Genomic DNA, 19296 nt, shown 5'->3' with positions numbered 1-19296 from the left:
AGCGCCTAGACTGTCAGGCGCCCCTGTCGCCTGGAAGTCCCCATGACCGAGACGCTCTCGCCCGACCTTCTGCGCCGCATGCACGCCTACTGGCGCGCCGCCAATTATCTTTCCGTCGGGCAGATCTACCTGCGCGACAATCCCCTGCTCGGCGAGCCGCTGCGCAAGGAACACATCAAGCATCGCCTGCTCGGTCACTGGGGCACGACCACCGGCCTCAACTTCATCTACACCCATTTGAACCGGGCCATCGTCGAACGCGACCTGGACATGATCTACGTCATCGGCCCCGGCCATGGCGGCCCCGGCCTCGTCGCGCATACCTATCTGGAAGGCTCGTACACCGAGGTCTACCCGCACATCGACCGCAGCGCGGCAGGCATGCGCGAGCTGTTCCGCCAGTTCTCCTGGCCGTATGGCATTCCGAGCCACGTCGCGCCGGAAACGCCCGGATCCATCCATGAAGGCGGCGAACTCGGGTATTCCCTCTCGCATGCCTTCGGCGCCGCTTTCGACAATCCCGAGCTGATCGTGGCCTGCGTCGTCGGCGACGGCGAAGCGGAAGCCGGTGCGCTCGCCACGAGCTGGCACTCGAACAAGTTCCTCAATCCCGCGCGCGACGGCGCCGTGTTGCCGATTCTGCACTTGAACGGCTTCAAGATCGCCAATCCCACGGTGCTGGCACGCATCGAACCCGAAGAGCTGTGCGATCTCATGCGCGGATACGGCTACGAGCCGCACTTCGTGGAAGGCCACGAGTTCGAGCCGATGCATCAGGCCTTCGCGGCGGCGCTCGACCAGTGCCTCGACGAGATCGGGCGCATCCAGACGGAGGCGCGCAGCGGCAGCGCCGACGAGGCGACGCGACCACGCTGGCCGATGATCGTCCTGCGCAGCCCCAAGGGCTGGACGGGTCCCAAGGAAGTGGACGGCAAGCCCGTGGAAGGTACGTGGCGCGCGCATCAGGTGCCGATCGCGAAGTTCGAGAACGACGAACACGTCGCCATCCTTGAGCGCTGGATGAAAAGCTACGCGCCCGAGGAACTTTTCGACGAACGCGGTCGCTTCCGTGAAGAGTTCGCCTCGCTGGCGCCGACCGGGCGCCGCCGCATGGGCATGAATCCGCATGCCAACGGTGGCCTGTTGCTGAAGCCGCTGCACATGCCCGACTTCCGCGAGTTCGCGGAAAAGGTGAAGACGCCCGGCGATCACAAGGCTGAGGCAACCCGTGTACTGGGACGCTTCCTGCGCGAGGTGATGCGCCAGAACATGCAGATCTTCCGCGTGTTCGGCCCGGACGAGAACGCATCGAACCGCCTCGAAGCGATATACGAGGCCAGCGGCAAGACGTGGATGGCCAGCACCGAAGCAGTGGACGAAAACCTCTCGCCCGCAGGCCGGGTGATGGAAATGCTCAGCGAACACCAGTGCCAGGGCTGGCTCGAAGGTTATCTGCTCACCGGCCGACACGGCTTCTTCTCGTGCTACGAGGCGTTCATCCACATCATCGACTCGATGTTCAACCAGCATGCGAAGTGGTTGAAGGTGACGCGCAAGATGTCGTGGCGTCCGCCGATCGCTTCGCTGAACTACCTGCTGAGTTCGCACGTGTGGCACCAGGACCACAACGGGTTCTCGCACCAGGACCCCGGCTTCATCGATCACGTGGCGAACAAGAAGTCCGAGATCGTGCGCATCTACCTGCCACCGGATGCGAACTGTCTGCTATCGGTGAGCGACCACTGCCTGCGCAGCCGGCATTACGTCAACGTCATCGTGGCCGGCAAGCAACCCGATTGGCAGTGGCTCGACATGGAGACCGCGGTGCGTCATTGCACGGCCGGCGCCGGAATCTGGGAGTGGGCCGGCCGCGGCGGCGACGATCCCGATGTCGTGATGGCCTGCGCGGGCGATGCCCCGACGGTAGAGACGCTCGCGGCGGTGATGCTGCTGCGCGAGTACGTGCCGGACCTCCGCATCCGCGTGGTCAACGTGGTGGACCTCATGTCGCTGGAGACACCCGACGAGCACCCGCACGGCATGGACGACGATCAGTTCGATGCGCTGTTCACGAAGGACAAGCCGGTGATCTTCGCCTTCCATGGCTACCCCGGCCTGATCCACAAGCTCACCTATCGCCGCCATAACCACGGCAACATCCACGTGCGCGGCTACAAGGAAGAAGGCACCACCACCACGGCGCTCGACATGATGGTGTTGAACAACATGGATCGCTTCCAGCTCGCCCTCGACGTCATCAACCGCGTGCCGAGTCTCGCGGACGAGCGCGCAAAGGCCGAGCAGCGCTACTGGGCGGACATCGAGCGGCACAAGCTGTACGTGAGCGAGCACGGCCAGGATCTTCCGGACGTACGCGATTGGCAGTGGACGCCGGAGACCACGGCGTGAGCGGCATGGGGCACGTGCTGGCCCTCAACATGGGCTCGTCGTCCCTCAAATACGGTCTTTATCGGGTCGAGGGCGACACGTGCAAGCCCCTGCTGTCGGATCAGACGGAGGCGCCGGGTGCCGGCGCCGATCCCATTGACGCGATCGTGGACGCTTTGACCTCCCGCGGGCTGCCGGCACCGGATGCGGTGGGCCACCGGCTGGTGCATGGCGGGCCTCGGATTCGCGCGCATGCGCGTATCGACGATGCGCTGATGGCGCATCTCGAAGACGCCCGGGCCTTTGCGCCATTGCACGTGCCGGCGGCGGTCGACATGGTCAAGCGTGCGCGCGCTGCGTTTCCCGACGCGCCGCAGGTCGCCTGCTTCGACACGGCTTTCCACGCCACGATGCCTGCGGTGGCGCGTACCCTGCCTTTGCCGGCCGATCTTCGCGAGGGCGGCATCGAACGCTACGGTTTTCATGGGTTGTCGTACGAGTCGATCGTGCGCCAGCTCGGCGCAGCGATACCGTCCCGCGTTGTCGTCGCCCATCTGGGCAACGGTGCCAGTCTGTGCGCGGTACGCGACGGAAAATCCGTGGACACCACCATGGGACTGACGCCGACCGGTGGCATCGTCATGGGCACGCGACCGGGCGATCTCGACCCGGGCGTGCTGCTCTATCTCATGCGCGAACGCGGCTACGACGCGCGACGGCTCGAACTGCTGGTCGATCGCGAGTCCGGGCTGAAGGGCCTCTCTGGAGGCACCAGCGACATGCGCCAGCTGCATGCATCGAATGACCCTGCAGCGGTGCTCGCACGCGACGTGTTTGTGCATGTGGCACGCAAGCACGTGGCGGCCATGGTGGCGTCGCTCGGTGGCATCGATCTTCTGGTGTTCACCGGCGGCATCGGCGAGAACGACGCCGTGACGCGCGAGGCGATCGTCGAAGGGCTCGGCTGGATGGGGGCCTTCGAGGTGCGCGTTATGCAGACCGAAGAAGACGAACAGATCGTGAGACACACCTGGCACCTCGCTTCGTAGGATCGCCAGCAGGCTGGCTCCCACCGAGCCGAGTGCCGACAGTGCGGTTCCCAGCAGGCCTGGATTGCCAACAGGGCTCCGCACCTCGCTTCGTAGGATCGCCAGCAGGCTGGCTCCCACCAAGCCGAGTACCGACAGTGCGGTTCCCAGCAGGTCTGGATTGCCAACAGAGCTCCGCACCTCGCTTCGTAGGATCGCCAGCAGGCTGGCTCCACCGAGCCGAGTCCCAACAGTGCGGTTCCCAGCAGGCCTGGATTGCCAACAGGGCTCCGCACCTCGCTTCGTAGGATCGCCAGCAGGTTGGCCCCCACCGAGCCGAGTGCCGACAGTGCGGTTCCCAGCAGGCCTGGATTGCTAACAGGGCTCCGCACCTCGCTTCGTAGGATCGCCAGCAGGCTGGCTCCCACCCGATCAAGGCGTGCTCGCCCTCCCGGGGATGCAACCAGCAGGCTGGCTCACCCTTCCAACGGTGGGAGCCAGCCTGCTGGCGATCCGCGCAGAGCGCGGCCCGTTACACCACGACGACCGGAATCTTGCCGATCTTCGAGCGCCATTCCTTCGGACCGGTCTCGTGCACGGAGGTACCGGCGCTGTCGACCGCGACCGTGACCGGCATGTCCTTGACCTCGAACTCGTAGATCGCCTCCATGCCGAGGTCTTCGAAGGCCAACACACGCGATGCCTTGATCGCCTTGGAAACCAGGTAGGCAGCACCGCCCACGGCCATGAGGTACACGGCCTTGTTGTCGCGAATCGCATCAATGGCCGTCGGGCCGCGCTCGGACTTGCCGACCATGCCGAGCAGGCCGGTGGTCTCCAGCATCTGACGGGTGAACTTGTCCATGCGCGTCGCCGTGGTCGGACCGGCCGGACCCACCACCTCGTCGCGCACCGGATCGACCGGGCCCACGTAGTAGATGAAGCGGTTGGTGAAATCCACCGGCAGGGTTTCGCCACGGTTGAGCATGTCGATCATGCGCTTGTGCGCGGCGTCGCGGCCGGTAAGCAGCTTGCCGTTGAGCAGGATCGTCTCGCCCGGCTTCCAGCTCTGCACGTCTTCGCGGGTGATCGTGTCGAGATCCACGCGGCGCCCCTTGGAGGCGTCGTAGGTGAGCTTCGGCCAGTCGTCCAGCGACGGCGGATCGAGCGCGACCGGCCCCGAGCCATCGAGTACGAAGTGCGCATGGCGAGTCGCCGCGCAGTTCGGAATCATCGCCACGGGCAGGTTCGCAGCATGGGTCGGATAGTCCTTGACCTTGATGTCGAGCACGGTCGTGAGCCCGCCCAGGCCCTGCGCGCCGATGCCGAGCGCATTGACCTTCTCGTACAGCTCCAGGCGCAGTTCCTCGGCGCGATTGGACGGGCCGCGCGCGATGAGGTCCACGATGTCGATCGGCTCCATCAGCGCTTCCTTCGCCAGCAGCATCGCCTTCTCGGCGGTGCCGCCAATGCCGATGCCGAGCATGCCCGGCGGGCACCAGCCCGCACCCATCGTGGGCACGGTCTTGAGCACCCAGTCGACGATCGAGTCGGACGGATTGAGCATCGCGAACTTCGACTTCGCTTCCGAGCCACCGCCCTTGGCGGCAACGATCACGTCGACCTTGTCGCCGGGCACCACGGACACGTTGACCACGGCCGGGGTGTTGTCGCGCGTGTTCATGCGCTTGCCCGCAGGGTCTGCCAGCACCGAAGCACGCAGTTTGTTGTCGGGATGGTTGTAGGCGCGACGCACGCCCTCGTTGACCATGTCCTCGACGCCCATGGTGGCGTCGTCCCAGCGCACGTTCATGCCGATTTTCAGAAAGACGGTGACGATGCCGGTGTCCTGGCAGATCGGCCGGTGGCCTTCCGCGCACATGCGCGAGTTGATGAGAATCTGGGCGATGGCGTCCTTGGCCGCCGGGGATGCCTCGCGCTCGTACGCCGCGGACAGGTTCTGGATGTAATCGACCGGGTGGTAGTACGAGATGTACTGGAGCGCGTCGGCGACGCTGGTGATGAGGTCTTGCTGCTTGATCGAGGTCATGGCGCTGCGGCTGGCTCGCGAGGCTGGCAAACGCACATTTTAGCGCACCCGCCCGGTGTAAGGTGCCGGGCGTCGGGCCGGTCTCTCTATCGGCACAACGTCATCCCTGGAGATTCCATGCGCCACCCGTTCCGCAACGCCCTTCTCGCCTGCGTCCTCGCCGCCACGGCGTTGGGCCTGACCCGCCCGGCCGCCGCCGCGCAGACGGCCCCCGAGTTTGCCGGCATCGCCGCCTGGCAGAATTCCAAGCCCCTGACCATGCGCCAGTTGCGCGGCAAGGTGGTGCTGATCGATTTCTGGGCCTACTCGTGCATCAACTGCCTGCGCACCCTGCCCCACGTCACCCGCTGGTACGACCAGTACAAGGACAAGGGATTGGTGGTCGTCGGCGTGCACTCGCCCGAGTTTCCCTTCGAAAAGCAGGAAGCCAACGTCCGCGACGCGATCGCGCGCTACGGCATCCACTATCCCGTGGCGCAGGACAACGACCTCGCCACCTGGGACGCATGGGACAACCAGTACTGGCCGGCGGAATACCTGGTCGACCAGCGCGGCAACGTGATCGCCCATCACTTCGGTGAGGGCAATTACCTCGAGATGGAAAACGCCATCCGCACGTTGCTCGGCCTGCCGCCACTTACCGACGACAAGGCACCTGCCACCGATACCGACGCGCCCGATTTCGCCCGGATCGGCTCGCCGGAGATGTACTTCGGCAGCGACCGCAGCCAGAACAACGCGAGTCCCGAGGGCGCGCGCACCGGCACGCGGGATTTCACTGCACCGTCGCGCCTGGATCTCAACCAGTTCGCCCTCGTCGGCCGCTGGGAGATCGGGCGGCAGAACGCCAGCCTGGTCAGCGCGACCGGCGAGATCCGCCTGCACTTCAAGGCGAAGAAGGTCCACATCGTCGCCAGCGCCAACGACCCGGTGACCGTCGAGGTGCTCGTCGACGGCAAGCCCCAAGCCCCGGTCGTGGTGCAGAAATCGATGCTCTACACGCTCTACAACGGCGAAGACTACAAGGACCACGTCCTGACCATTCGCATCCCCAAGGCGAACTTCCACGCCTTCACGTTCACCTTCGGCTGATTCGAGGCATCGGTGGCAGTGTTGTGGGAGCCGCCATGGCGACGAGGGAATCTTGCCGGTGGGAGCCAGCCTGCTGGCGATGGGAGCTTGCCTCGCGGCTACACCGCTTTGTTGGCCTTTCAAGTTGCCGTTGTGGGAGCCGCCACGGCGGCGAGAAGCCGACGAAGCGGTGTAGCCGTGAGGCGGTTCCCTCGCCGCCATGGCGGCTCCCACAAAACAAAAAAGGAGTTGCAAAGAGTGTTTCTTAAGATATATCGTACGACCACTACGTACGATATATCGGAGAACCACCATGCACTTTTTCCATCACGCCAGGCACCACTTCATGGACTCCATGCAGGCCATCGGCCGGGGCGGGCGCTTCGGCGGGGGCGGCCCGTTCGGCTTCGACGACCGCGACGGCATGCGGGGTGGGCGCGGCGGCGGTCGTTTCGGCGGCCGCATGTTCGGTACGGGCGACCTGCGCCTGCTGTTGCTCGCCCTTATCGAAGAGCAACCGCGCCACGGCTATGAACTGATCCGGACGATCGAAGAAATGTTCGAGGGCCAATACAGCCCGAGCCCCGGCGCCATCTACCCCACGCTGACCATGCTCGAAGAACTCGGCTATGCACGCGTCGAAGCCGAGACCGGCGGCAAGAAGCTCTATGCGATCACCGACGAGGGTCGCGCGTTCCTTGCCGAGAACCGCGACACCCTGGAAGCATTGACCGAACGGTTGCAGGTCATGTCCCGGCACATGCGCCGGATGAGCGTGCCGAACCCTGTGCGCGAAGCGATGCACGCGCTGAAGCACCAGCTCATGAATCACCACAAGAGTTGGGACGACGACGAGGCTCGTCGGGTGGCGAAGCTGATCGAGGCAACCGCGAAGGCGGTGGGGGAGCGCCAGGGATGAGCGACCGGCATGCCATCGTACGGGTTCGTCACCCGCTGAAGATGCGCCGGTTGCAGGTCGTTCGCGTGGTTCGGCTCACGCCGCACATGGTGCGTGTGACCCTCGCGGGCGACGACCTGCATGGCTTCGTATCCGCCTCGCCGGACGATCACGTGAAGCTGTTCTTTCCCGTAGCGGACGGCGCGCTGAACCTGCCGACGCTGGGCCCGGAAGGCCCGGTCTACCCCGAAGGCGTCGAACCGTCGCCATCACGCGACTACACCCCGCGCCGGTACGACGCAGCACGCCAGGAACTGGAGATCGACTTCGTCCTGCACGGCGAGGGCCCCGCATCCACCTGGGCGGAGCACGCCACCGTGGGCGACCGTCTGGGCGTGGGCGGGCCGCGCGGTTCGATGATCGTGCCGCGCGACTTCGACCACTACGTGATCGTCGGCGATGCCACCGCCCTGCCCGCCATCGGTCGCTGGCTGGAGGAATGGCCCGAAACGATCCCCATGACCGTGCTCGTCGAAGTGCCGTCGAACGAGGAACGCCAGGTGCTGCAGCGCGATGTCCGCTGGTTCGTCGCAGGCGAATCGCCCGGCCTCGACGAAGCACTGGCGTCGCTGCCCTTGCCTCCGGGCGACACCTTCTGGTGGGTCGCCACGGAATCCGGACGGGCCCGTGCCCTGCGTTCCCTGCTGGTGGAAAGGCGCGGAATCGACAAGGACTTCGTCAAGGCAACCGGCTACTGGCAGGCATGAACACATAACCTTGGCGGCGCTCGGGTTACCCCTATGGGCGATGGTGCTATGGGAGTAGCTTGATGCGGCGCGGCAGGAAAATCGTGGCTTGGTTGGTCGGGATACTCGTTCTGCTCATTGTGGCAGTGGTGTTGTTCATCGCCTTTTTCGACTGGAACCGGCTCAAGCCCACGATCAACGAAAAGGTCTCCGAGGCGATCGGGCGGCCTTTCGCCATCCGCGGCGACCTCTCGGCACACTGGTCGCGCGAACCCGGCGAAAGCGGCCTGGTCGGATGGATCCCCTGGCCGCACTTCACGGCGCGCGACATCAGCGTGTCCAACCCCAGTTGGGCCAAGAACCCGCAATTCGCGACGCTGGACACGGTGGAATTCCGGCTCTCGCCCTTCCCGTTGATCGCGCATCGGATCGTGATTCCGGAAGTCCGCCTCGGCCAGCCGAATGTGGCGCTGGAGCGCACGAAGAATGGCGACAACACCTGGACATTCAAGCTGCCGGAGAGCACCGGTCCGTCGGAATGGCAGCTCGAACTGAACGCCATCGCCTTCGACAAGGGCCATATCGACCTCACCGATGCCATGAACCGGATCACGATGGGCATCGACGTGACGCCGCTCGGCAAGGGCATTCCCTTCGACGAGATCATGGCGCAGCAGGAAACCGATGCGCGAGCGCAGGCCAAGCGCACGACCGGCGCCAGCGCGAAAGCCATGGCAAAGACCGACGCTGACGAGAAGGACCGGCAGGACACCACAAAGAAGCAGCAGGTCTACTATTTCGCCTGGGATGCCAAGGGCACCTACAAGCAAGCCACGCTCTCGGCCAAGGCGCGCACGGGCGGCGTGCTTGCGTTGCGCGATGCCGACAAGCCGTTCCCGGTACAGGCCGACGCGCGTTTCGGCGACACGCATATCGCCTTCGTCGGCACGCTTACCGATCCACTGAACATGGGCGCCCTCGACGTGCGCCTGTGGTTCTCAGGCACGAGCATGTCGCACCTGTACGACCTCACCGGCGTCACCCTGCCGGACACGCCGCCGTTCGCCACCGAGGGCCATCTGCGGGCAAACCTCAAGAAGGGCGCCAGCGTCTACACCTATGAAAACTTCAGCGGCCGCGTCGGTGGCAGCGATCTCGGCGGGAGCCTCGTTTACGACACGCGTGGGGCGCGGCCCAAGCTCAGCGGCAGCCTCAAGTCCAACCAGTTGCTGTTCAGCGACCTCGCGCCACTCATCGGCGGCGGCTCCGACAAGGAAAAGGCGGAACGCGGCGACGCGGTAGCCCAGCCCGCCGACAAGGTGCTGCCGGTCGAGCCGTTCAAGACCGACCGCTGGAACGCCATGGACGCGGACGTGACCTTTACCGGCGTCAAGATCGTCCACGGCGAACGGCTGCCGATCGACAACCTGTCCACCCATCTGATCATGCAGGATGCCGTGCTGACGCTGGACCCGCTCAAATTCGGCGTGGCGGGCGGTACCGTCGGCAGCAATATCAAGCTCGACGGATCGCGGACGCCGATGAAGGGCGGTTTCAACCTGGGCGCACGCCATCTCAAGCTGAAACAGTTATTCCCCACGTTCGCGCCGATGCAGACGAGCTTTGGCGAGTTGAACGGCGACGCCTCCCTCACGGCGACGGGCAATTCGCCCGCCGCTTTGCTGGGTACCCTCAATGGCGAGGTCAAGCTGCTGATCGACGACGGCGCGATCAGCAGTTCGCTGCTGGAGCTGGCGGGCCTCAATGTCGGCAGCTACGCAGTGAACAAGCTGTTCGGCGACGAGGTGGTGAAGATCAACTGCATGGCCGCCGATCTCGTCTCGACCAACGGCATCATGGATTCGCGGCTGTTCGCGTTCGACACCGAGAAGGCACTGATCAACGTCACGGGCAACATCAACTTCCGCGACGAGAAGCTCGACCTCGATGTCGTGCCGCATACCAAGGGCTTCCGGATCTTCTCGCTGCGCTCGCCGCTGTACGTGCATGGCACGTTCAAGAACCCGGCCCCCGGCGTGCATGCCGGGCCGCTGATCCTGCGTGGCGGCGGCGCCGTGGCCCTGGCCGTGTTCGCGGCTCCCGTGGCGGCACTGGCCGCCCTGGCCGTACCCGAAAGCGGCCAGGCGGACGCGACGCAGTGCAAGCCCTTGCTGGACGACCTGCGCAAGGCGCCGCCCAAGGCGAACGCAAAATAACGCACGCCCTGCCCGATCGCTACGGCGCGGTGCTGTCCAAGCCCGCGCCGTTCGGGCAAGCTTCGCGGCATGTCGCCGTCCCGCAAAGCTCACCTGCAAATCCACTTCTGCGTCCTGCTCTGGGGCTTCACCGCCATCCTCGGCAAGTTGATCGTCCTGCCTGCGCTGCCGCTGGTCTGGTGGCGCATGCTCTTGGTCTCCGGCACGCTGCTGCTGGTGCCGCGGGTGTGGCGCGGACTGCGCGCGATGCCGTCCCGGCTGCTGTTCTCCTATGCCGGCATCGGCGTGATCGTCGCCCTGCACTGGCTCACCTTCTATGGCGCGATCAAGCTGGCGAACGCCTCGGTCGCTGCGACCTGCATCGCGCTGTGCCCCGTGTTTCTCGCGCTGGTCGAACCCTGGGTGACCGGGCGCCGCTTCGATCCCCGGGAGTTGCTGGTCGGCGCTGCCGTGGTCCCCGGCGTGGCACTGGTCGCGGGAGGCCTTCCCGGCGACATGCGGCTGGGGCTTGCGGTAGGCGTGTTGTCCGCCGTGTTCGTGGCGTTCTTCAGCGCCTGGAACAAGCGGCTCATCGAGCATGCCGATGCACTGACCGTCACCTTCGTGGAATTGGGTACGGGCGCGCTGTTCCTCACGGCGCTGGCGCCGTTCTTCGTGACGCCTGCGTTTGTCGTGCCCGACCTGCACGACGGCGTGCTGCTTCTCGTGCTCGCCTTCGGCTGCACGCTGCTGCCTTTCGTACTCGCCCTCACCGCGTTGCGCCACCTTTCGGCGTTCGCGACGCAGATGGTCACCAATCTGGAGCCGGTGTACGCGATCGTGCTCGCCATTCCGCTGCTCGGCGAGCAACGCGAACTCGGTTGGAGTTTCTACGTGGGCGTTGCCATCATTCTTGGCGCCGTGTTCGCCCATCCCTTGCTGCATCGCAAGGACAAGGCGAAGGCGGAGACCGGCGACCTCGTCGCGCCGTGAACGCCTAAGGGTGCGGCGCGCCGGCCGCGCGAAAGGCGAAACCGAAATACCGGTCGAGCGAGAGATCGGGGTGGAACGGCACGGTGCAACTGCGTTGCTGGTTCTCCCAGCGGTCCTGCAGCTCGTAGCCCAGTGCCGCGAGCCCGCCCAGGAATTCCCGCTCGGCCGTAACCCGGTAGGGACAGCAGGCGGTGCCGATGTTCTGCACCGTGAAATACGACTCCCGCATATGGATCGGCACGGAATTCAGCAGAAGAAACCGGGGCCGGTGCGGCATACCCGCCAGCGCCTCCGCCAGCGCATAGCGCAGGTATTGCAGCGACCCGGCGGCAAACAGCACGTCGGCGCCGGAGGCCTGGGCGATGTCCGCGGCAAAGTCCAGGCGGCGCTGCGGATCGTGCTCGCGCGCCCACTGCTCGCCGGCTGCGTTCACCGCGGGCACATCCATGACCGTCCAGCGCAGACCCTGCGGATACGCCACGTATTTCTGGTACGCGTAGTAGGCAATGCCAATGTGTCCGCCAATGTCGAACACGCGGCGCGCACCCTCCGCGAGCCAGCGGCCGAGCCAGTACATCATGGGGTAGTCGTTGATGAAGACCCGGCGTGTGCGCTCGCGATAAAGTTCGGCGGACTCGCTGTTGTCGTAGCCAACGGTATTCGCCTCGGGAATGCTCGCCTGCGCCTCGTCGAAGCTGCGGAACACACCGCGATACAGATGATGGGTCAACGCGCGGTGCGCAAAGAACCGGCGCTTGTAGCGCGCTTCGAGCCATGAACGAACCAACGGCAAGCCGGCCTTCGCATCCTGGTACACAGGGGTCACGACCTGGGTGTTCATGGCAAAGCCTTCCGCGGACGACATACGAACCAGCTTGCTCCCCCGTTGCCGCCGCGCCTATAAGACCGGAGCCTAGACCGTTCGGCCGAGGGCGACCGCTACGAGGTCACGGGCCGCCGGTCGCGCAACTCACGACGCGCGCGGTGCAGCGTGCGATAGAGCCAGCGCATCGGCGCGTACGCGTGGAACCCCGCCGTGACGGGCGTGGAGCGAATCACATACAGCGAACCGCAGGGTTCGGCGCGTGTCGAGAGCAGGCGCTTGTACTGGTTGTCGCCGTAGCCGAAGCTGATGCGTTCGCCCGGAAAGCGGTCGATCAACTGGCGCACGGCCTGGAACACCGCCACCGAACCGATGCCCACCTTCGCCACGTCCTCGTCATAGCCGAGGTCGTCCACGAGATAGGTGCCGCCGATGCGGTAGCCATGCACGTAGGCCAGCGGCCGCCCGTCGCGCACCACCACGTGACCGATCAGGTGGCCCGCGTCCGCCAGGCGTCGGAACAGCGCCACGCGCTCCGGCAGCTCCCAGTCGATCGGCAGATCGTCATGGTGCCAGGTGCGTGCATACACCTCGTTCATCAGACGGCAATAACGTGCCATGTCCTCGCCGCGGTCGAAGACATGCAGCGCAGCATCGCCACCGAGCTTGCGATAGGCACGACCGACCCGCTGCAACTGATCGGCGCGCTTCTTCTTGTCCATGCCCGCAAGCCAGGCTTCCGAAGAGGCCTGCGGGTCGATCGACCAGTGCACCTGATCGAGCAGATGCGCCGCAACGATACGGAAGCCAGCCTGCGCCGATAACGCCATCGCGAAGCGGTTTGGCAGGTCCGCCTCCTGCACGCGCACGACGCGGATCTCGCGGTTGGCCGCCAGTTGCCGCGCCACCGTTCGCTCGACCGTGGCGCGATCCTCCTCGGTCGCCACCACACCGGTACCGAGCAGCCGCAGTGCCGCCCCACGGTAAAGGCGAACCCGACGACCGGCGATGTCCAACCGCGCCGTGTGGTCGATGGCGAGCAACGGAAGATACCCTGCAACATGCCCATGGCCGTCATGCACCACCACCACATGGGGCACGGTGCCGTCGTGCCGGCTGGTCACCTCGAAGGCGATCCAGTCGGGATGCTGCACGATGCCGCTCGCGGCGCCCGGTCGTTCGGCCACGCGAGCGAGCTCGTCGCGCCACGCGTGCAGCGCGTCCAGGTTCTCGACGATCGAACAGACGTAACTCATGGGCTGGCCTTCGCGACCGGTGGATGGATGGCGTGCAGCACGCGCACGAGCACGCGGCCGGGTGGCCCCAGACGGCGACCGAGTCCGGTCATCAACTGGACGTCGTCCGTCGTCCAGTAGCGAACAAGCAGGCTTCCCGGCACGTACAGGGCAACGAACGTGGCCGCGCCGACGAGGAAACCGAGCCGCGACGGCGTGGCAGCGGTCGCCGCCCAGGCGGCCAGCGTGGCGACGAGACCCACGGCGAACAGGCGCGACATCGCCGCGATCGGCAAAGCGCCGCTAGTCGCCTTGCGCAGGTAATGGATGGCGAGCGCCATTTCCACGATGCGCGTACCCGCGTAGGTGAGCACGGCGCCGGCCAGCCCCAGCGGGGGTACGAGTGCGACACCGAGCACGAGGTTCGCGACCAGCGCGACCACCGCGATGCGGATGCGGTCATCCTGGCGATCGACCACGGTCTGGAACGCGGCGATGCCGTTGCCGATCAGCAGCAGACCACCGAGCACGAGGGTGGCCTCGATGGCGGGAATGGCATCGACGTACCGCGTGCCATACATCAGGCGCACGATCTCCGGCGTGGTGACGATGCCCAGCCCCGCGATGGCGACGCCGACTGCCCAGTAGAAACGTGTGGCCTCGGAAAGAAAGCGCGCGGCGCGCGCGGTGCCGCTCTCACCGAAGGTCTTCGCCATGTAGGGAAGCAACGTCGAGGTGAGCCCTACCGAGAACAGTTGCACCGCGCCGCGAGTCAGCGTGCCGGCAATCGCGAAATAGCCCACCGCCACCGAACCGGTGAATGTCGTGAGCAGAAAGACCTCGATCGTTCCCGCACGAAACGAGCCCATGAGCACGAGACCCGCGGTCAGGCGCAAATGGCGGTTCACCCGCTTCGCCACGGTCGGCGGGATGGCACCCGCCGCATAGGGGCGACAGTAGTGGCGGTAGGCGAGGCGGTTGATGACGTTAAGCAGAAGGCAGGCCAGCGTGAACAGGGCCACGAAGGAGACCAGACCTGCATGAATCAACATGGCCGCAAGCACCAACAGCATGCCCACGACACCGCCGATGACGGTCGCGATGGCCTCGGGTTCGAAGCGTTCCTGGCCTTTGCCGATGGCGACGAGCATGGCGTAGTTCGCCTTCGCCACCACCGCGACGACCACCAGTGCCATGACCGGCAACAGCGAGCCTTCCCATTCCGATGGGCGGACAACGCAGGCCACGGCGACGAACAAGGCGATGACAATGGCGGAACTGACCGTCTGGATGCGCGAGAAGCGCGCGGCAAGATGCGAGCCCAGATGGGGATCGCCCATGCCATCGGCTTCGGCGATGAACTTCGTCGACGAGGTCGTGAGTGCATGGTTGGAACAGACGATCAACCAGCCGCACAGCCATATCGTGAACGCATAACGGCCGAAGTCCGCGGGACCGAGGGAGCGCGCGATCCACACGCTCATCAACAGCCCGAGCGCGTACTCGATGTACGTGGACACCGTGACGATACCGACACTGCGTAATACGGCGAGACGACGGTTCATCGCGACACCCCCGCGACCGGATGCGCGCCGATACCCGCCGGCTGCGCCATCATCCACTGCGCCACCCCTGCCCCGCGGTTGTTCCAGTTGAAGCGTCGCGCGGTGTCGGAGATGGCGGCGCACTCCGTGCTGTACGAGGACGCCAACCCGGTGAAGCGTCGCTTGAGCGCCGCCGCCTGCGTGGGATCTTTCTCGAAATACCACGCGGCGGCGATCGGCAGCCCGAGTTCCACGTCATGGCCGTCGCTGTACCAGCCCTCGCTTTCCTGGATGGCGCTCAGGCTTTCGGTGCTCGCGTGTGCCGACGACCAGTACCAGGCGATCAATCCATGAGGTCCGGAGCATCCGTTGCGCCAGTCGTGCGGCGGTACCAGTAGCTTCGGGTCGATCCAGCCGTACGTTTCAAGATAGCGACCGAAGCCCGTCATCATCGTAGGAATGCGCGGATCGGCTGTCACCAGCCACGCGTGCCAGAGACCATCGATGATGTTCTCGCTCATCCAGGGCGAACTGCCGCGCACGTCACCGCTGCCGTTCGGATCGTTCTCGTGAACGTTCCAACTGTTGCGCCAGGAGCCGTCGTTGCCCAGGCCGTCGGGATTCGCTCGCTGATGCTCGTACAACCAACCCACGCGTGCGTCGATGCGTTCGCGGTAGCGCGGATCGCCGGTGAGTTCGAAAGCAGCCACGGTCTCGAGCAGCCCCAGACCCGCCAGCCGCTCGGTGAAATAGTCTTTGGGGTGGCGATACGGCCCGGGCGGCCCGTTCCAGCCGCCGCTTTGCCAAAGGTCCGCCATCTTCCCCACCGTGGCGGCATCGTGCATCGAGGCGTCGCCGGTCAGTGCCACGGCGAGCAGGATCGGCTCGATGTAGACGTACTTCACGTCGCACGGTTTGCCGTCGGGAAGCCAGCCACCGCCACAGGAAGGGCTCACAGGGAGACCATCACGCTTGATGCCGGCCATGTACCAGCGATAGCTCATCTCGGCCGCTTCGAGATAGTCGGCACGGCCGGTGCGTACGTACGCCTTGAACAGGGTCGACGGACGATCGAACAGCCATGCCGTGGGGTCATCCTTGGGCAAGGCTCGGGCCCAGTGGAACTGGGCATCCACATAGCGCGCATAGGCTTCGTCGCGCGACGCGACCGACTGCGGACCGGCGATCAGCGATGCCGTCAGCCATGCGGGCGTGAGCGTGGCGAGGGCCGCCGGGCGACCGTCGATCAACCCTTCGCCATAGGGCCACGCATGCGCCTGCATCGTGCGCGGTGCATCGAACGCGAACCGATAGACGCCGGGCGGTCCATGAAACTGCACGCGCACCGCGCGAATACCGCCGGGGCCCACGTGCCAGGTGAGACTGGCGGTCACAGACGCCGCCACCTCATGCCCCTTGGCGTCGAGGATGCGCACCTGCGCGGCGTCGTGAAGAAGGCCGGGCGGAAACGGGATGCCCACCGTCACAGGAAGATCGTCGCCCTTCCCCGCCAATCGGTGAACCTCGAAGGTCGTATTCGCGGCCGTCTTCGCGGGCGATGCGTCGCCAACGAGAGGGCATGCCGCAAAGGCCAGGGCAAGCAGGCAAGCCAGCACGACAAGCACATGACGCGACGCGGTCGATGGCGCGACGTCGGCCGCCGCCAGGACGTGGTAACGCCGACGTCGGGCGCGCAAGGTCACGCTCGCGTTCATGCCACCGACGCAGCGCGGACGTCGCTGCCAGCCAGGTGGTGTTCCCACGCGAGCGCGGTTCCCACGATCACGTCGAGATCGTCGTAGCGCGGTGTCCATCCGAGCACCTCGCGCAGGCGATCGCTGCGCGCGATGAGGCTGGGAATATCACCAGGACGGCGCGGTAGCTCCACCACATTGAGGCGATGGCCGGCTACGCGCGCCACCGCGTCCAGCACTTCGCGGACGCTGTAGCCATGCCCGTAGCCACAATTCAGCGTGAGCGAATCGCCACCGCCGCGCAGATAATCCAGCGCGCGCAGGTGTGCCGCGGCGAGATCTTCCACGTGGATGAAATCGCGCACCCCCGTGCCATCCGGCGTGTCGTAGTCCGTGCCGTAGATGGAGATGCAGGGCCGCTTGCCCACGGCGTGCTCGCAAGCCACCTTGACCAGCAGCGTCGCCTGCGGCGTGGAATGACCGATCCGGCCCGACGGGTCGCAACCGGCCACGTTGAAGTAGCGGAGGATCACATGACGCATCGCGCCCGTGGCGCACCAATCGCGCAGCATCGTCTCGGACATGAGCTTCGATGTGCCGTAAGGATTGATGGGCCGTGTCACGGTGTTCTCGTCGGCGACACCGGCCTCGGTCGTTCCGTAGACGGCAGCCGTGGACGAAAAGATGAACTTGTCCACGCCCGCGCGTGCACAGCACGCCAGGAGGTTACGCGTATTGCAGGTGTTGTTGCCGTAGTACTTCAGCGGATCGCTGACCGACTCCGGCACCACGGTGTGTGCCGCAAAGTGCAACACGGCGTCCACGCGGTGCGCTTCCAGCACGCGGGACACGAGATCCATGTCGCCCACGTCCCCTTCGATCAGGACCGCGCCGTGGACGGCCTCGCGGAACCCGGTGGAGAGGTTGTCGAGCACCACGACGCGATCACCGCGCTCGACCAGTTGCTGCACCGTATGGCTGCCGATGTAACCGGCGCCGCCTGTGACGAGGACCGAGTTCATGCATGACTCCGGGCGAGTGCCGGTGGGAAATGGCGCGTGAGCCAGCCGCCGACGCCATCGAGGAGACGTGCCCGGTCGCCGGTGAGGATGTAGGTGTGATCGGCCTCAGCGATGTAGCGCGTCGTCACGGCGGGATGCTTCATCACCCGTCCAAAGCATTCGCGGAATTGCCGGGCGTGATTGAAGTAGGCGCTGATGCCGCCGGAATAGACCAGATAGAGCTTCATGCCCCGCGAGACCATGCCGGCAAAATCCGCGATGACTTCCTCGCGTGGCGCCGGCGCCACCGCAAAGACGGGTTCGCTGGCCGGTTTGGCCTCGCGCTCACCGTTGGCCGCGCCGGGTCGCAGCATGCGCGCCCAACGTTCCGGGTCGGTAAGACGCGGCAGGTAATGGCGCAAGCGATGACCGAGCGTGCGATACGCATATCCGTCGAGAAACACCGCCCCTGAGATGCGCGGGTCGGTCGCGGCGACGATGTGCGCGTTCTGCGCGCCGGAGCACAGGCCGAACAACACGAAGCGAGTGCAGCCGGCGCGCTCGGCGAGCAGCTTCATCGCGTCATCCACGTCCGCACACACCTGCTGCGTGCGGGTCTGTCCACCGCCCGTCGCGCTGCTGTCGCCGAGCGTCGAGAGATCGAAGCGAAGCGTCGGATAGCCGGAAGCGTTGAGTCGACGGGTCAGTTCCACATGCAGCCGGAACGGTCCGATGCGATGGACCAGCCCCGCATTGAGCACGATGACGCCCGTCTCGCCCGGTTCGGTATCGGGCAAACCAGCGACACCAACCAGGTGACGGCCTCGACCGAAGCGATGGGCTTCCTCGCGCATTACGCCGTCTCCTTCAAGCGGCCGCTGACGGCCTGGATCAGGGGTTGGGAGAGAATGGCGGTCTCCAGTCGACGCAGGTCGTCCCACGGCGTGGGCGGCGACAGCGCGGCCACGCGACCGCGCGAGGACACCAGCGCTTCCCAGCGCGGTTCTGCCGAGACAGGCAAGGAATCGAGCACCATCGTCGGGACGTCTGCCGAGGCCACGCGCAACGTAGACAACTGCTCGCGAAGCGCGGCACCGACATCGAAGCCGAGCCACTGCTCGGCCACGTCGGCATGGCTGCGCGGCCGGGTGAAGCGATCGGCGTCCTCGCGCAACGCCGCCTGCATGGCATCGAGCGCCGCAACATATGCGTCGCCGTCCAGCACGGGATCCCATGCGATCACTTCGGCAAAGCGCGCGCGCGATGCGGCACAAAGAGCGATGCTGCCGCCCAGTCGGGCGCCGAAGGCCACCACGCGTTCCACACCGGCGCGTCGACGCAGCTCATCGGCCGCGATGACCGTGTCGGCGACACAACGGTCCCAATCGACGTGTACGCTGTCGCCCGCGGAGTCGCCTGTACCGTGATAGTCGAAGCGCAGCACCGCGAGCCCCTGTGCCATCAACGCCTGCGCCAACTGCCGGTAGACGCGATGGCAACGGATCAGGTCCTGGCCCAGTGGCGGGCACATCAGCACGGCACGTCGTGCGGGCAGCGTCGGCGCGTGATACATGCCGAACAGACCACCGTCGGCACCGAAGAAGAACGGCAATTCCGCGTCAGGATGCAT

At 65.8% G+C, this 19296-nt stretch carries 15 protein-coding genes; 7 read left to right on the top strand and 8 right to left on the bottom strand.

The features are described 5' to 3' along the window. The first annotated feature begins 42 nt into the window (after positions 1-42). Positions 43-2409 carry a phosphoketolase family protein gene (locus tag IM816_RS07970; protein WP_250340469.1) on the top strand — a complete coding sequence of 789 codons (2367 nt, stop codon included), beginning with the start codon at positions 43-45 and terminating at the stop codon, positions 2407-2409. A 5-nt stretch (positions 2410-2414) separates the two neighbouring features. Further along, positions 2415-3437 (top strand): acetate/propionate family kinase, encoded by a 1023-nt coding sequence (locus tag IM816_RS07965; RefSeq protein ID WP_250340717.1) that lies wholly within the window; start codon positions 2415-2417, stop codon positions 3435-3437. 511 nt (positions 3438-3948) lie between these two features. Here the strand turns inward: IM816_RS07965 and IM816_RS07960 are convergent. Further along, a complete protein-coding gene (locus IM816_RS07960) occupies positions 3949-5466 on the bottom strand; it encodes a fumarate hydratase (protein WP_250340468.1) in 1518 nt (505 codons plus the stop codon). Positions 5467-5583: 117 nt separating this feature from the next. On the opposite strand from IM816_RS07960, the gene IM816_RS07955 reads away from it, so the two are divergent. From IM816_RS07955 to IM816_RS07935, 5 genes are all read left to right on the top strand, one after another. Continuing rightward, positions 5584-6558, top strand: coding sequence for a thioredoxin family protein (locus tag IM816_RS07955; RefSeq protein WP_250340467.1), 975 nt, complete (start codon positions 5584-5586; stop codon positions 6556-6558). A gap of 292 nt (positions 6559-6850) precedes the next feature. After that, entirely contained in the window at positions 6851-7456 is a 606-nt protein-coding gene (locus tag IM816_RS07950) for a PadR family transcriptional regulator (RefSeq protein WP_177257343.1), read from the top strand. Next, complete coding sequence (locus IM816_RS07945) at positions 7453-8202, top strand: siderophore-interacting protein (RefSeq protein WP_250340466.1); 750 nt, start codon at positions 7453-7455, stop codon at positions 8200-8202. Before IM816_RS07950 ends, IM816_RS07945 begins: the two co-directional genes overlap by 4 nt. A gap of 62 nt (positions 8203-8264) precedes the next feature. After that, the gene (locus IM816_RS07940) at positions 8265-10397 is read left to right on the top strand and encodes an AsmA family protein (protein WP_256470268.1); all 2133 of its coding nucleotides are present in this window, start codon (positions 8265-8267) and stop codon (positions 10395-10397) included. Between the two features lie 69 nt (positions 10398-10466). Beyond that, on the top strand, positions 10467-11369 hold the full coding sequence (locus tag IM816_RS07935; protein ID WP_250340464.1) for a DMT family transporter: 903 nt from the start codon (positions 10467-10469) through the stop codon (positions 11367-11369). A gap of 4 nt (positions 11370-11373) precedes the next feature. Here IM816_RS07935 and IM816_RS07930 read toward each other — a convergent pair whose 3' ends face one another. From IM816_RS07930 to IM816_RS07900, 7 genes are all read right to left on the bottom strand, one after another. After that, complete coding sequence (locus IM816_RS07930; RefSeq protein WP_250340463.1) at positions 11374-12210, bottom strand: TIGR04325 family methyltransferase; 837 nt, start codon at positions 12208-12210, stop codon at positions 11374-11376. A 98-nt stretch (positions 12211-12308) separates the two neighbouring features. Further along, on the bottom strand, positions 12309-13448 hold the full coding sequence (locus tag IM816_RS07925) for a GNAT family N-acetyltransferase (protein ID WP_250340462.1): 1140 nt from the start codon (positions 13446-13448) through the stop codon (positions 12309-12311). Beyond that, entirely contained in the window at positions 13445-14992 is a 1548-nt protein-coding gene (locus IM816_RS07920; protein ID WP_250340461.1) for an oligosaccharide flippase family protein, read from the bottom strand. Before IM816_RS07920 ends, IM816_RS07925 begins: the two co-directional genes overlap by 4 nt. Continuing rightward, complete coding sequence (locus tag IM816_RS07915; RefSeq protein WP_250340460.1) at positions 14989-16674, bottom strand: hypothetical protein; 1686 nt, start codon at positions 16672-16674, stop codon at positions 14989-14991. Before IM816_RS07915 ends, IM816_RS07920 begins: the two co-directional genes overlap by 4 nt. Before the next feature lie 8 nt (positions 16675-16682). After that, a complete protein-coding gene (gene galE, locus IM816_RS07910; protein ID WP_250340459.1) occupies positions 16683-17687 on the bottom strand; it encodes a UDP-glucose 4-epimerase GalE in 1005 nt (334 codons plus the stop codon). Next, a complete protein-coding gene (locus IM816_RS07905) occupies positions 17684-18520 on the bottom strand; it encodes an alpha/beta hydrolase family protein (RefSeq protein ID WP_250340458.1) in 837 nt (278 codons plus the stop codon). The genes galE and IM816_RS07905 overlap by 4 nt, the downstream gene beginning before the upstream one ends. After that, entirely contained in the window at positions 18520-19296 is a 777-nt protein-coding gene (locus IM816_RS07900) for a serine aminopeptidase domain-containing protein (protein WP_250340457.1), read from the bottom strand. The genes IM816_RS07905 and IM816_RS07900 overlap by 1 nt, the downstream gene beginning before the upstream one ends.

The organism is Luteibacter flocculans (assembly GCF_023612255.1).
Classification (GTDB): domain Bacteria; phylum Pseudomonadota; class Gammaproteobacteria; order Xanthomonadales; family Rhodanobacteraceae; genus Luteibacter; species Luteibacter flocculans.
Note: the sequence above shows the minus strand (reverse complement) of the source record. Positions and strands in the feature narration are given on the sequence as shown.